We start from the raw sequence: 12,345 nt of genomic DNA on the forward strand, positions 1-12,345 counted from the left end.
GTTGTCACCGGAAGTAGTAGAGTTGAGTCAGCGGAAGGGTCTTCGCCGGCTTGACGGTAATGCGCTTGCCATCGACGTAGACGTTGTACGTTTCCGGATCGATTTCGATGTTGGGCATGTAGTTGTTGTGCACCATGTCGCGCTTCGAAAGCGTTCGCGTGCCTTTGACCGGCACGAGGGTTTGGTGCGTGCGCAGGCGCCCTTCGAGCCCCGCGTCGATCGCGGCCCTCGTAACGAATGACAAGCTGGTGCGGGCCGGGTTAGCTCCCAGCGACCCGTACTGCGGCCTGTACTTCAGGGGCTGACAGGTCATGAGCGATCCGGCCGGGTCACCCATCACGCTGTGAGAAATGAAGCCGCCCTTCACTGTCACTTCCGGCTTGGCAATGAAGAACTTCGGCTTCCAGAGCACGAGATCTGCGAGCTTTCCGGGTGCGATCGAGCCGACGTACGAATCGACGCCGAAGGTGATGGCGGGATTGATCGTCACCTTGGCGAGATATCTCCGGATGCGGAAGTTATCGTTGCCGGGCCCGTCCTCGGGAAGCGCGCCAAAACGCATTTTGTTGACGGCGGCCAATTGGAACGTGCGTTGCGCGCTTTCAGCGGCACGTCCCACGCCCTGACTATCGGATCCGATCATGCTGAACGCGCCAAGATCATGCAGCACGTCTTCCGCTCGCATCGTCTCTGCGCGCGCACGCCCCTGAATGAACGCCATATCGGTGGGCACACTCTTGTTCAGGTTGTGGCACGTGATCAACATGTCGATTTCTTCATCGTACGTGTTGATCGAGAACGGGTTGGTCGGATTGGTCGAGCTTGGAAGACAGTTGGGCTCCATGCAGCAGCGCATGATGTCGGGTGCGTTGCCGCCGCCCGCGCCCTCGGCGTGATAGATGTGCATCACGCGCCCGTTGATCGCGGCAAGCGTGTCCTCGTAATAACCCGTCTCGTTGAGCGTGTCGGCGTGGACCTGAACTTGGAAGTCAAGCTCGTCCGCCAAGGACATGCACGTCTCGATCGAGGCGGGGGACGAAGACCAGTCCTCGTGAATCTTCAGTCCCGTGGCGCCGCCGATAACGATCTGCTCTTCCAGGGCTCCTTTTGTCGCCGCGTTGCCTTTGCCGAAGTTGCCGAAATTGAGCGGGATGTCCGCCATGGCTTCGAGCATGCGATGCAGATTGAACACGCCCGGGCATTCGATGCCGACGGTCTTTGGGCCTGATCCGCCGCCAATGACCGTCGTGAACCCTGAGTTCTGATACTCGAACAACTGCTGTACCGAGTCGAAATGCGGATGGATGTCGACGAATCCTGGCGTGACAATCATCCCCTCGACCGAGAGAATATCGGTGTTCGGCGACACGATCAGCCCTGGCGTGACGTTCATCGTATCCGGGTTGCCGGCTTTTCCGATCCCAACGATGTAGCCATCCTTGATGCCGATATCGCCTTTTACAACGCCGAGGATCGGATCGATGATGATTGCGTTGGTGACCACAAGATCGAGGGCACCGTCGCTCGCTTTCCACTTCGACGCTTGGCCCATGCCATCGCGGATGGTTTTGCCACCGCCGAACACAAGCTCGTCGCCGTAGGTCGTGTAGTCGTGCTCGATCTCCGCGACGAGGCCGGTGTCTGCGAGATAAACCTTGTCGCCCGTCGTCGGCCCGTACTGTGCCGCATATTCAGGACGTGAAATTTTCATGCTCATGATCGTTGTTCCGGTTCAGCGCAGCGGGACTCAGTTGCTCTTGTCGCCCTTGTCGGCGAACTGCTCATCAGGCTTCGGACTGACCTTGAAGCGCTCGCCCTCGAAGCAGTACCCGTTCTCGCGGAGGCGGCGCACGGTCTGATCCTTGATGATCTCGGACCGGACTGTTCCGTTGGTCATGTTGTTCATGCCGAATGCCACCTCGCGGCCGACATAGGTCGTCAGCTGCACTTTGCGGCTCTGTCCAGGCTCAAAGCGAACGGCTGTGCCGCTCGGGATGTCGAGACGCATCCCAAATGCAGCGGCGCGATCAAAAGCCATGGCGCGATTGCACTCGGCAATGTGATAGTGCGCGCCGATCTGGATCGGACGATCACCGGTGTTTACGAGCACAAGCTCGATCGCGCGGCGGCCGACGTTGATCTCGATATCGCCATCGGCAAAGTCGATGACGCCGCACGTATCGGGCCGTCCGACGTCGAACGCCTCCGAGGGAACGATAGACTGCGGGATAGGTGGTCTAACGAATTTTGCAGACATTGAACGGCTCCTGCCATCGGGGCATTTGTCAATCGCGAATGGGGTTCATGACCGTGACGAGCTTGGTGCCGTCCGGAAACAGCGCTTCCACCTGCAGCATGTTGATCATCTCGGGCACGCCCTCCATCACGTGTTCGCGCTTCAGGATGGTCGCTCCGTACTCCATCATGTCGGTCAACATCGGAATGCATCCCTCACGAGCGCGCTCGAGGATCTCGTCGCAGATCAGCGCAACGGCTTCCGGATAGTTGAGGCGCACGCCTTTTTCGATGCGCCTGCGAGACATTTCCGCAGCCGCCCAGAGTTGAATGCGCTCTTCCTCTCGCAACGTCATATGCATTGTCGAATATCCTCGGTCGGACCTTGCATCTTTGGTGCCCAACGAAGCTGACCCACTATTGGACCGATCTTCGCCAGCGACGCGAAATGCCTATTTTAGCGACTGTTCGCACACATAACGGGCCTGCGATCTAGTCATTTCAAAGCATACGAGCGTGCTTAGACGCGGGCCATCTACCCAATCAGGGAGATTGTCCGGGATCGCATCCGAGCGCTCTGATGAGCGGATTCGATGCTGGAGAAGTTCACGATCACCGTTGCGATCAACGCGCACGCGAACACGGCCATCGCGCCGGCATCGATCGCACGAAGCCTTCGCCAACGAATACCGATCGGCTCAACAAGAAGCCGGCTGCGCGCGGACGAGACCGTCCGTTGAAGTCCTGGGGCGGAATACGGGGAGAGTGTTTGGGAGCACGTCGCGAGAAGTTTGCGGCGTGTCTGTGGGTGGAGCCGGAAGCGACGGAAAAGATCCGACAGCTTTCCGGCATAGATTTCGAGGGGACGACACATGATTGCACGGAAAGGCAGGTTCGCCGCCACATGCATGGCCGCTGCAGCCACGACGCTGGCCGCAAACGCAAATGCAGGTGAAACGTGGAAATTCGGCGAAGACGCATCGCTGACGGTCGGGGCCGGCATCCGGGTCACCTACCGCGACATTGAAGGAGACGACAACGCAGATGTCGAAAGTCTACGGCTCTATACGAGCGGGCAGCTGACGAAGATCATCGGCTTCACGTTCAACGCCGACGTAGGTCGCGACGTGGATGGCGACATCGACAGTCTGCGTGCCTATGACGCCATCGCGCGCTTCGAGTTCAATGACTACTTCAATATCTGGGCGGGGCGCATGGTGATGCCGCTCGATCGCGCGAACCTCGCCGGCCAGTACTACATGGGCATCTGGGATTTCCCCATCGTCAACAATTTCCCCTCCTATGTCGCCGGCCGCGACAACGGTGTCACCGTTTGGGGCCAGACAGGCGGCGGCAAGTTCAAATACCAGGTCGGTGCGTTTCAAGGGTGCAGCGATGATGCACCGTGCGCCACGGGCTCGAACCGCGACGACAATCCGATGTTCGCAGGCCGTTTGAGCTACGCATTCTGGGATCCCGAGCCTGGCTATTACCCGGCTACCGATTACTACGGGCAGAAAGAGATCCTCTCGGTCGGGATTTCGACAGCGCTCCAGGAAGACGCGACCGGAACGGTGACCGATCGCGGCGACTATTCGAGCTTTTCCATCGACGGTTTGCTGCAAAAGAAGATCTGGACTGGCGGCGTCGTAACGCTCGAAGGCTCCTACTATCACCACGACACCGACGGCAAAGCCACATCCCTGGTCAGCGGTAGCGGCTACTACCTTCTCGCGAGCTATCTCTTTCCCGAAAAGATCGGCATTGGACAGTTCCAACCGATCGCACAGTACCAGAGCCTCGATCGTGACGACGGAGGCTTCGACGTGAGCAAATGGGAAGTCGGAACGAACTACATCATCAAAGCGCATGACGCCCGGCTGTCGGCCATCTATTCCCAGACCGATTTCAAAGATGACGGACGCGGAGCCGTCGACGGCTACATGCTCGGCTTGCAGCTTCAGTACTAACGACTCCACATCGCAATCCGGACAAGGCTCCTGCGCGGGACACGCTCAGGAGCCTTTTTCTTTTCGTGGATGCTCGCGTCGCGATGACGCGCCCCAGAATCACGTATCGGAAACCGAAATGCTCCGGCAGGCAGCATGATGCTCAACATTGGTGCAGCCCAGGGAGTTGACAGTTGTTTAGGCAGAACGGCAAAATCTAGTTACCGGCGAGCAACCAGATTCACCAAAGGTGAACTCGATCTGGAGGGAAGTCCGCAAGTGGAAGGAGCGCGGTGTCGACAGAACGAGTGCGGGTGCCGGATCACTGATCTGAACTCGCACGAACTTGGCACTTTGGGTGAGGGCTAGGTTATGCGCACGATAGCGTACGACGCAGAAATCATCGATCGGGTGGGACAGGCTGAGAATTTCGGCGAGTCGCTCGACGTCCTCGCAGAGGTGGTCGGCCGAATTGGCTTCACCCAGGCTCTCTACGGCTACATCCCAAGCATGCCGCGTCAGCGCGATGGGAACTGGGTCCCGCTCAAGCTGAATGTCCGCAACTTCCCCAACGGTTGGGAGCAGGGATGGCAACAGTTCATGTCTGTGGACCCCTACTATCGGGCCTGCTTTACAGGAACCGACCCCGTCGATTGGGTCGACGTTCAACATAGCGATAAGATTTCACCGGCGCAGGCTAAGGCTTTCGAGTTTCTTGGCGACTACGGACTGTCGCGCGGTATCACCATTCCGATCCATCTGCCGTTTGGCCGCTTTGCCGTCATGAGCGCGATCGCCGACAGCACGTGCAAGAACTGGCACACCGTACGCACAGGCGCACGCGAGCCCCTGTTTCGCGTTATGCACGCGTTTACGAAAGCGATTTTTCAGCGCGGTTTCGAGACACAAATCGACGTGGTGGATCGGGTGACGCTAACGCGACGCGAGCACGAGTGCATGCAATGGACCGCGCTCGGTAAAACCTCGGCGGAAATCGCGATTATTCTCGACCGCTCGCCGGAGACGGTCCGGCTGCACATCAAAAATTCCATGGCCAAGCTCAACGCCACGAACCGCGTGCAAGCCGTCGCGAATGCCCTGGACCGCGGGTTGATCTAGTCATCTGATCCCACATTGCATGTCGAGCTGCTGTGACTTCCTGCTCCTTGCGGGCGGCGGGGCTTCTCCGAGCGGCATTGCCCAGGGCGATTTCAAGCCTCTCTACCCAAACGGGTTATTGTTACACAGGCAGCAGAGGCGCTTTCAATGAGGTCGTCCCAGAAAATACGGGGCTCTCTTTGGGAACGACGCGCACCCGCTTTGGATCACAGGCTCGGCTTCTCGACGCTTCGCGATCTCACATCCACACCCGTCCTCATACGGCCGTGCGCGCCTCTCCTGCCGCCGGCCGTAGGCGGCGCAATCAAAGCGGCCGAATAGTCCAGCGCTATCGCCACATCTACAGATCGGAGGATCCCTCATGAAAAACGTGCTCTCTCGTGGTGCTCTCTTTGCTCTAACAATGATTCCGACGGCAGCCTGGGCCCATCCTGGGCTACACGGCGAAACGAGCTTCATGAGTGGATTTTTGCATCCGTTCATGGGTGTCGACCACATCCTGGCGATGGTTACCGTCGGCCTGCTCGCGGCGCATCTTGGCGGCCGGTCGCTCTGGGCGGTCCCGGCGAGCTTCGTTCTTGCGATGGTGGCCGGCGGAGTGCTCGGCGTCGCCGGGATCCACGTCCCTGCAGTGGAATCCGGTATCGCCGTCTCCGTCATTGTTCTCGGTGTGTTGGTCGCCATGCGATCCGGCATTTCGGGTTCGCTTGCGGCAGGCGTCGTTGCTCTGTTCGGAATTTTCCACGGCGCCGCGCACGGCACCGAAATGCCCGTCGATGCATCCTTGATCGGATACACGGCCGGGTTCGTTATCGCGACGGCGATTTTGCATGCGGCAGGTATCGCCATCGCGTTCGGCGCTGCCGCCATGTCGGAGCGGCATTCTCAGAACGTCATCCGTCTGGGTGGAAGCGCGGTCGCGATCGCTGGAGTTGTGTTGACTGGCGCCAGCTTCTGACGCTTGTCGACGCGCCGGAAGGCGATGCCCACACGTCGCCTTCCGGTTTCCGGTGGATTTTTGAAGCTTTGCCGAAGCGGCGGCTAATGCGTTGAAATGCGTGCGCCCGCGTAAGCTGCCGTACGGCCGATGGTGCCCGCTTCGGGTCAGGACCGGATCAGTCGCTCCGGCTTTTGGTCCCGCTTGATCACATGGGCGATCATCGTCACGGGAGCGCGGCGATCGACTCGCACATCCGGGTTACGCCCGAGAGATCGTTGCTCTGAAAGAGCTGTCTGCCGGCGTGCTCATCGAGGCACGCCGACACCCCCACTCTGTTGACATCCGAATGCTTGAACTTGAATGCCGCGATCCAAGCGTCTTTTTCCTGCTGAGAGGCACGTCCCCAATCGGGCGCCTTGCTTCGATTGTCGAGCGGTGCAGACCAGACTGGTCCGACCGACGCAATCATTGCGGAGAAAAGGACGATGTAACTCGCGAGCTTCATGAGATCGGCTCCCGACGCTGCTGTAACGCTGGGCAATGTGCCTGCTCTTCTTCGTCCCACCAAGACAGCAGCACATATGGAAGGTTGGCGTAACATCCCCACGACGCCCGCAAGCTCGTGGTCAACGAGGGGGCGACCCGGTCCGCCACATCTTTTGCAATGTCAATAAATTTGGCGGAGAGGGAGGGATTCGAACCCCCGGTACGGTTGCCCGTACTCCGCATTTCGAGTGCGGCGCGATCGACCACTCTGCCACCTCTCCGGCCGTTCGGATCGCGCGGGATGACGTGGTCGCATCACCCAGCGAATATCGAACCGAAGCGCTGCTGAATAGCGGGTGATTGCGCCCCGCGCAAGCAGTTCCGGGCATCCTTTTCAGGGACGCATCTGGGACGGGCGGACGATGCGGGTCTTGACGTCCGCATCGTCGAACAACGGCGCGGGCTCCCGGATGGGATGGCGGCGCGGAACTGGAGTCTCCGTGCCTTGCCAAGCGTCAGAAAAGGCAAGTATGCCCTTGAACATGGCTACTTTTTTGGCGATGGCGGCAAAGCTCGCGTCCCGGTCGGTATCGTCCCAGTGAAGATGAAGCTGGACGACCTCGTCGTATAACTCGCGGAATTTTCCGCCGCGGCCCTTCTGCTCCATGCTTTCGGCGAGGAGCAGGAACTGTCCGAACTCCATCACGACGGCCTCGGAGGGGCGCGCCCCATCGGGATCGGCAAAATGCGTTTCGAGATACGCCAGCGTTCTCGCCATGACGCGCGCACGCGACGCCATGGTGCGCTCGTCCGACTCCTTGTCGAAACCCAACAACGTGGCCCATTCCTTGGCGGAGGTCATCATGACCGCGCCGCCCGCCAGCCCGATGCCGATTTGCTCTCCCACATTTTTCCCCGCAATTCGCCCTACATGTCCCTGATGATCGTAACCGGCGCAGCGGCTATCGTGACGGCCGTCTCCCTTTTGAGGGGATCACGGACAGTCCGGCTCGACGCGCTTTGCTGAACATAGACATGCGAATCAAGGCGGCGCGTGGGCAATCCATCCTTTGCCTCCGTCAAACCCGTCCGGGCGCGACGGCGAACCAATTTCACACAGCAGGCGTTGCTACACTGCCGGCGTTGCAAGGTGTGACGTGCTCAGGAGGTTTCCCATGCGCTTCAGCGCTCGCTCTCTCGGCTTCGCAGTGGCCGCATCCATGCTGATGACGGGCTCCCAGGCGTTCGCCCAGGCCGGGCAGGGCCAAACCTGTGGCGGCGCCACGGGGCCATCGTGCTCGGTGGGCTTTTTCTGCGATACGGCACCTTCGCTCTGCGGCCAGGACGATGCCGAAGGCCAGTGCGTGATCCGCACGGAGGCGTGCACCAAGATCTACAAGCCCGTATGCGGATGCGACGGCAAAACCTACGGCAACGACTGCGAACGGATCTCGGCCGCCGCGCGCAAGGATCACGACGGGCCTTGCAACGACGCCGCCACACCGGCTCCGAAACAGTAGCTAAGCGTCGCGGAAGCGCGCCGTCTGGCTGATCAGTTTGCCGAGCCAGGGGTGGCGCAGCGCGAGCGTGAACAGAAACGCGCCGCCGCCCTCGTCCTGATGCACCACCTCCATCTCACCCGGCTCCAGGAGCCGCGGCAAACGCAGGCGCCAGCGGCCGATCGCGAGGACATAGCGCGTCGAGCGAAACACAAGAGCGCCGTCGCGCTCCGTGACCGCAAGAGACATGCCCACGCCGTAGCCGACGTATTCCTCGAGCCCGGTGGGGCCGGCGAAACATTTGGCGGAGTGAATGACCTGCGGAAAGCGGTTGCGGCGGACGTACGTGCGGGTCCAGCACTGGCCGCCCAGTCCTTCGTTTTCCGTGACCGTGACGACGGCCGCGCCGGTCATGCCGTCATCGAGGGGAAGGGGCGCGCCGATCGCGCGTGCCAGCGTCGAGAGGATCTTGCCCATCCGCGAGAGCCGCGTTTCGAGCACCTCGCCCGCGTAGACCACCGCGGCGCCCGGAGACAGGCGCTTCGAAAAGCGTTTCTGGACAGCAGCGGGCAGGCGCGCCCAGCTGTCCTCCCCGATCAGCGTGCGAAAGCGGAGATCGACGACGCTCTCGTCGGCCACGGGCGGGCGCTGCTCCGACCCCGGAGCCGCGGCGTCCCTGGATGGCAAGGCGATCATCGAACGTCCTCCCCGTCACTGTATCCCCGCCGGCCGCTCGACGGGAGCGGCCTCATGCCTTCATCTTTTCCGGCCGCTCACAGAAGCGGCCTCAGGCTTTCATCTTCTCCGGCTGCGCCGGTTTCGCGGCCGGCCGCTTCGATCGTTTGCCAGATGTGAGACCGGCGACCCGGACCACCGCCGCGCCCATCTTGATCAGCCGGGCCAGCACCGGCGCCGGCAGGCCGATGACCTCGTCGAAACTGCGGGACACCCCTTGGGTGACGTCCAGCATGGCGCGAAACCGCTTGCGCGCGCCGGCCGACACCTGCGGATCGTCCTCGGCGGACGCGAGACACTGGCTCAGCGCCGCCACGGCCGGATCGATCTCGCGCGCCTTCCGGTTGACCGCGATGCGGCGGACCATCTCGAAGACATCGGCCTCGGCCTCATAAAAATCCCGGCGGTCGCCGAGCGCGGAGACGCGGCGTATGAGCGACCAGGCCAAAAGCTCGCGCAGTGACGTGGACACATTGGAGCGCGCCAGCTTGAGGCGGGCGGCGATGTCCTCCGCCGAGAGAGGCTGGTCGGAAATGTAGAGGAGCGCGTGGATCTGCGACACCGACCGGTTCACGCCCCATGTCTCGCCCATCTCTCCCCACGCGACGACGAAGCGCTCGATCGCTTGCGGAAGCCGGTCTGAATTTTCCGTTATTTCTGTCATGACAGAAATTAGAGAACAAAAAGGACCGTCCGTCAAGGGCTCGACAGGATACGGATGGACGAGCGGCCAACGAGTCCCGTTTGCAGAAATGCGCGCGCGTCAGGCAACTTTTTATCCTGACTGCGAATTGATCTAGACGTGCAAGTTTTTCAGGCAGCTGACAAAACTGTGGGCAGTGCTCTTTCACTTAGTTTATGATATTTAAGCGTTTTCTCTTCTCCATCGGACTGGCCCGGCTCTTGCCTTACAGTCCCGATGGAGCAAATCAGGGTCGCGGATTTGAAGCTCGCCTTCGACGAAATGAACGGCTTCGGACAGTCGGTCCGAGAGCCTTACACCCAGGTTGCGGCTTGGCTCGAGTCCGTCCGCGTCGAAGAGCTCAGAAAGAAAAGCGCGGAAGCGGAGCTCTTGTTCCGGCGGACCGGCGTTACGTTCGCCGTCTACGGCGATACGGAAGCCACCGAACGCCTGATCCCGTTCGACATGATCCCGCGCATCATCTCGGCGGCGGAATGGCGGCGGCTTTCAGCCGGCATCGAGCAGCGCGTGAAGGCGCTCAACGCCTTCATGTACGACATCTATCATCGCCAGGAGATCATCAAGGCCGGGCGCATCCCTGCCGAGCTGGTGATACAGAACAGCGCGTTCGTGCCTGAGATGATCGGCGTCGAGCCCGAGCTCGGCATCTATTCGCACATCATCGGCATCGACATCGTCCGCACCGCGGAGAACGAATTCTACGTGCTCGAGGACAACACGCGCACGCCGTCGGGGGTCTCCTACATGCTGGAGAACCGCGAGACGATGATGCACATGTTCCCGAACTTGTTCGCGGAGAACCGCGTCGCGCCGGTCGAGACTTACCCGGACAACCTGCGCAAGACGCTCGAAAGCGTCGCGCCGCGCCGGATCAGCAAAGATCCCACGATCGCGGTGCTGACGCCTGGTATCTATAACAGCGCCTATTTCGAGCACGCCTTCCTCGCCGACCAGATGGGCGTCGAACTCGTCGAGGGCTCGGATCTCGTGGTGCTGGACGGGCACCTCAACATGAAAACGACGGAGGGCCTGCGTCCCGTGGACGTGCTCTACCGCCGTGTCGACGACGCCTTCCTCGATCCGCTGACGTTCGACCCGACGTCGGTGCTCGGCGTGGCGGGGTTGATGGACGTCTACCGCGCCGGCAACGTGACGATCGTCAACGCTCCGGGCGCTGGCATCGCGGACGACAAAGCGATCTACAGCTACATTCCCGAGATCATCGAGTTCTACATGGGCCGGCCTCCCATCCTGAAGAACGTGCCCACCTACAATTGCCGCATGCCCGACGCGCTCAAGTACGTGCTGGAAAACATGGCAGAGCTGGTCGTCAAGGAAGTACACGGTTCGGGCGGCTACGGGATGCTGGTCGGACCGGCGTCAACGAAAGAGGAAGTCGAGACCTTCCGCGCCCGCGTCAAGGCCCGCCCCGACAATTACATTGCGCAGCCGACGCTGGCGCTCTCGACCTGCCCGACGCTGGTCGAGGAAGGCATCGCGCCGCGCCATCTCGATCTCAGGCCTTTCGTGCTCGTCGGCGACGAGGTGCGTCTCGTGCCGGGAGGACTGACCCGCGTTGCCCTTCGCAAGGGATCACTGGTCGTGAATTCCAGCCAGGGAGGCGGCACCAAGGACACGTGGGTTTTGCAGGACTGATCGCATCTGCGGTATTCAACTGGTCACCAGCTCTGAGCAAAGAAACGCCGATGGAACGGGTCGCACGAGGAACATGCTAGGGCGCACGGCAAACGATCTCTTCTGGCTATCACGCTATATCGAGCGCGCCGAGAACATGGCGCGCCTGATCGAGGCGGGATATCGCATCGCGCTGCTGCCGCGCGCGGACGGCGACAACAACGAGGAATGGGCGTCGACGCTGAAAAGCGCGGGCTGCGCCGATCAGTATTACGCCAAGCACGGCACGCTCTCGACCAAGCACGTGATCGACTTTCTGCTGTTCGACGCGAGCAATTCGTCCAGCATCCACACATGTATCGCAACGGCGCGCCGCAATGCCCGCGCCCAGCGCACCGCGCTCACCCGCGAGATGTGGGAATCCCTCAACGGATCTTGGCTCGAATTCCAACAGATCAAACCGGACACGCTGCGTCCCGATGCGCTGCCGCGCATTCTGGACTGGGTCAAGGAACGCTCGGCCGGGTATCGCGGCGCCCTCCTGAACACGATCCTGCGCAACGACACGTTCTACTTCAGCCAGCTCGGCACGTTCCTCGAACGCGCCGACAACACCGCGCGCATTCTGGACGTAAAATATTATGTGCTGCTGCCGTCAACGAGCATGATCGGCAGTGGCGTCGACAACGTCCAGTGGGAAGCGATCCTACGCTCCGTCTCGGCCCACCGCAGCTACCGCTGGGTCTACAAGGACAGCTACCGGTCCTGGCGGATCGCGGACTATCTGATCCTCAACCGCGCCATGCCGCGCTCGCTCAATGCCTGCTACAGCGAGATCGATTCCGCGCTCAACGGGCTGTCGGCGCACTACGGCGAAGAAAAGCCCTGCCTGGCGACGGCAAAATCGACGCGCAAGATGCTCGACACCGGCAATATCGACACCATCTTCCAATCTGGACTGCACGAATTCCTGCTCGATTTCATCGCTCGGAACAATCGGGTGGCCCACGAGATTTCCGAGGCCTACCACTTCACCTCCTGAGG

General features: G+C 61.0%; 13 protein-coding genes and 1 tRNA gene. 7 read left to right on the forward strand and 7 right to left on the reverse strand.

The window, feature by feature from the left end; translation table 11 throughout:
- Nucleotides 1-4: 4 nt before the first annotated feature.
- From ureC to ACTIFK_RS17175, 3 genes are read right to left on the reverse strand one after another with little or no spacing between them, the layout of a single operon-like run.
- Complete coding sequence (ureC, locus tag ACTIFK_RS17165; protein ID WP_439544232.1) at nucleotides 5-1,717, reverse strand: urease subunit alpha; 1,713 nt, start codon at nucleotides 1,715-1,717, stop codon at nucleotides 5-7.
- 30 nt (nucleotides 1,718-1,747) lie between these two features.
- Nucleotides 1,748-2,257 (reverse strand): urease subunit beta, encoded by a 510-nt coding sequence (locus ACTIFK_RS17170; protein WP_439544233.1) that lies wholly within the window; start codon nucleotides 2,255-2,257, stop codon nucleotides 1,748-1,750.
- 28 nt (nucleotides 2,258-2,285) lie between these two features.
- A complete protein-coding gene (locus tag ACTIFK_RS17175; protein WP_439544234.1) occupies nucleotides 2,286-2,597 on the reverse strand; it encodes an urease subunit gamma in 312 nt (103 codons plus the stop codon).
- 231 nt (nucleotides 2,598-2,828) lie between these two features.
- Here ACTIFK_RS17175 and ACTIFK_RS17180 point away from each other — a divergent pair, with 231 nt between their 5' ends.
- The 4 genes from ACTIFK_RS17180 (at nucleotide 2,829) to ACTIFK_RS17195 (ending at nucleotide 6,261) form a co-directional block, all read left to right on the forward strand.
- A complete protein-coding gene (locus tag ACTIFK_RS17180; RefSeq protein ID WP_439544235.1) occupies nucleotides 2,829-2,975 on the forward strand; it encodes a hypothetical protein in 147 nt (48 codons plus the stop codon).
- Between the two features lie 132 nt (nucleotides 2,976-3,107).
- Nucleotides 3,108-4,205: a porin gene (locus ACTIFK_RS17185; protein ID WP_439544236.1), complete on the forward strand. Its 1,098-nt coding sequence runs from the start codon at nucleotides 3,108-3,110 to the stop codon at nucleotides 4,203-4,205.
- 351 nt (nucleotides 4,206-4,556) lie between these two features.
- Nucleotides 4,557-5,303, forward strand: a complete 747-nt coding sequence (locus ACTIFK_RS17190; protein WP_439544237.1) for an autoinducer binding domain-containing protein — start codon at nucleotides 4,557-4,559, stop codon at nucleotides 5,301-5,303.
- Between the two features lie 361 nt (nucleotides 5,304-5,664).
- A complete protein-coding gene (locus ACTIFK_RS17195; protein ID WP_439544238.1) occupies nucleotides 5,665-6,261 on the forward strand; it encodes a HupE/UreJ family protein in 597 nt (198 codons plus the stop codon).
- 659 nt (nucleotides 6,262-6,920) lie between these two features.
- On the opposite strand, the gene ACTIFK_RS17200 is transcribed toward ACTIFK_RS17195, so the two are convergent.
- Nucleotides 6,921-7,010 (reverse strand) — tRNA-Ser (locus tag ACTIFK_RS17200).
- Nucleotides 7,011-7,123: 113 nt separating this feature from the next.
- Entirely contained in the window at nucleotides 7,124-7,636 is a 513-nt protein-coding gene (locus ACTIFK_RS17205) for a hypothetical protein (RefSeq protein ID WP_439544239.1), read from the reverse strand.
- A gap of 268 nt (nucleotides 7,637-7,904) precedes the next feature.
- Here ACTIFK_RS17205 and ACTIFK_RS17210 point away from each other — a divergent pair, with 268 nt between their 5' ends.
- On the forward strand, nucleotides 7,905-8,249 hold the full coding sequence (locus ACTIFK_RS17210; protein WP_439544240.1) for a Kazal-type serine protease inhibitor family protein: 345 nt from the start codon (nucleotides 7,905-7,907) through the stop codon (nucleotides 8,247-8,249).
- On the opposite strand, the gene ACTIFK_RS17215 is transcribed toward ACTIFK_RS17210, so the two are convergent.
- Both ACTIFK_RS17215 and ACTIFK_RS17220 read right to left on the reverse strand, forming a co-directional pair.
- Nucleotides 8,250-8,924, reverse strand: coding sequence for a DUF4166 domain-containing protein (locus ACTIFK_RS17215; RefSeq protein ID WP_439544241.1), 675 nt, complete (start codon nucleotides 8,922-8,924; stop codon nucleotides 8,250-8,252).
- A gap of 91 nt (nucleotides 8,925-9,015) precedes the next feature.
- Nucleotides 9,016-9,627, reverse strand: a complete 612-nt coding sequence (locus ACTIFK_RS17220; protein ID WP_439544242.1) for a GbsR/MarR family transcriptional regulator — start codon at nucleotides 9,625-9,627, stop codon at nucleotides 9,016-9,018.
- 255 nt (nucleotides 9,628-9,882) lie between these two features.
- Between ACTIFK_RS17220 and ACTIFK_RS17225 the strand changes: the two genes are divergently transcribed.
- Both ACTIFK_RS17225 and ACTIFK_RS17230 read left to right on the forward strand, forming a co-directional pair.
- Complete coding sequence (locus ACTIFK_RS17225; protein WP_439544243.1) at nucleotides 9,883-11,322, forward strand: circularly permuted type 2 ATP-grasp protein; 1,440 nt, start codon at nucleotides 9,883-9,885, stop codon at nucleotides 11,320-11,322.
- Nucleotides 11,323-11,395: 73 nt separating this feature from the next.
- A complete protein-coding gene (locus ACTIFK_RS17230) occupies nucleotides 11,396-12,343 on the forward strand; it encodes an alpha-E domain-containing protein (protein WP_439544244.1) in 948 nt (315 codons plus the stop codon).
- Nucleotides 12,344-12,345 lie beyond the last annotated feature (2 nt).

It is taken from the genome of Hyphomicrobium sp., from assembly GCF_051860585.1.
GTDB lineage: Bacteria > Pseudomonadota > Alphaproteobacteria > Rhizobiales > Hyphomicrobiaceae > Hyphomicrobium_C.

What these genes read in the sequence shown, in the direction of transcription:
- ACTIFK_RS17190 (WP_439544237.1), top strand. Translation starts at nt 4,557, where the DNA reads ATGCGCACGATAGCGTACGACGCAGAAATCATCGATCGGGTGGGACAG.
- ACTIFK_RS17170 (WP_439544233.1), bottom strand. Translation starts at nt 2,257, where the DNA reads ATGTCTGCAAAATTCGTTAGACCACCTATCCCGCAGTCTATCGTTCCC.
- ACTIFK_RS17175 (WP_439544234.1), bottom strand. Translation starts at nt 2,597, where the DNA reads ATGCATATGACGTTGCGAGAGGAAGAGCGCATTCAACTCTGGGCGGCT.
- ureC (WP_439544232.1), bottom strand. Translation starts at nt 1,717, where the DNA reads ATGAGCATGAAAATTTCACGTCCTGAATATGCGGCACAGTACGGGCCG.
- ACTIFK_RS17215 (WP_439544241.1), bottom strand. Translation starts at nt 8,924, where the DNA reads ATGATCGCCTTGCCATCCAGGGACGCCGCGGCTCCGGGGTCGGAGCAG.
- ACTIFK_RS17225 (WP_439544243.1), top strand. Translation starts at nt 9,883, where the DNA reads ATGGAGCAAATCAGGGTCGCGGATTTGAAGCTCGCCTTCGACGAAATG.
- ACTIFK_RS17220 (WP_439544242.1), bottom strand. Translation starts at nt 9,627, where the DNA reads ATGACAGAAATAACGGAAAATTCAGACCGGCTTCCGCAAGCGATCGAG.
- ACTIFK_RS17195 (WP_439544238.1), top strand. Translation starts at nt 5,665, where the DNA reads ATGAAAAACGTGCTCTCTCGTGGTGCTCTCTTTGCTCTAACAATGATT.
- ACTIFK_RS17230 (WP_439544244.1), top strand. Translation starts at nt 11,396, where the DNA reads ATGCTAGGGCGCACGGCAAACGATCTCTTCTGGCTATCACGCTATATC.
- ACTIFK_RS17210 (WP_439544240.1), top strand. Translation starts at nt 7,905, where the DNA reads ATGCGCTTCAGCGCTCGCTCTCTCGGCTTCGCAGTGGCCGCATCCATG.
- ACTIFK_RS17185 (WP_439544236.1), top strand. Translation starts at nt 3,108, where the DNA reads ATGATTGCACGGAAAGGCAGGTTCGCCGCCACATGCATGGCCGCTGCA.
- ACTIFK_RS17180 (WP_439544235.1), top strand. Translation starts at nt 2,829, where the DNA reads ATGCTGGAGAAGTTCACGATCACCGTTGCGATCAACGCGCACGCGAAC.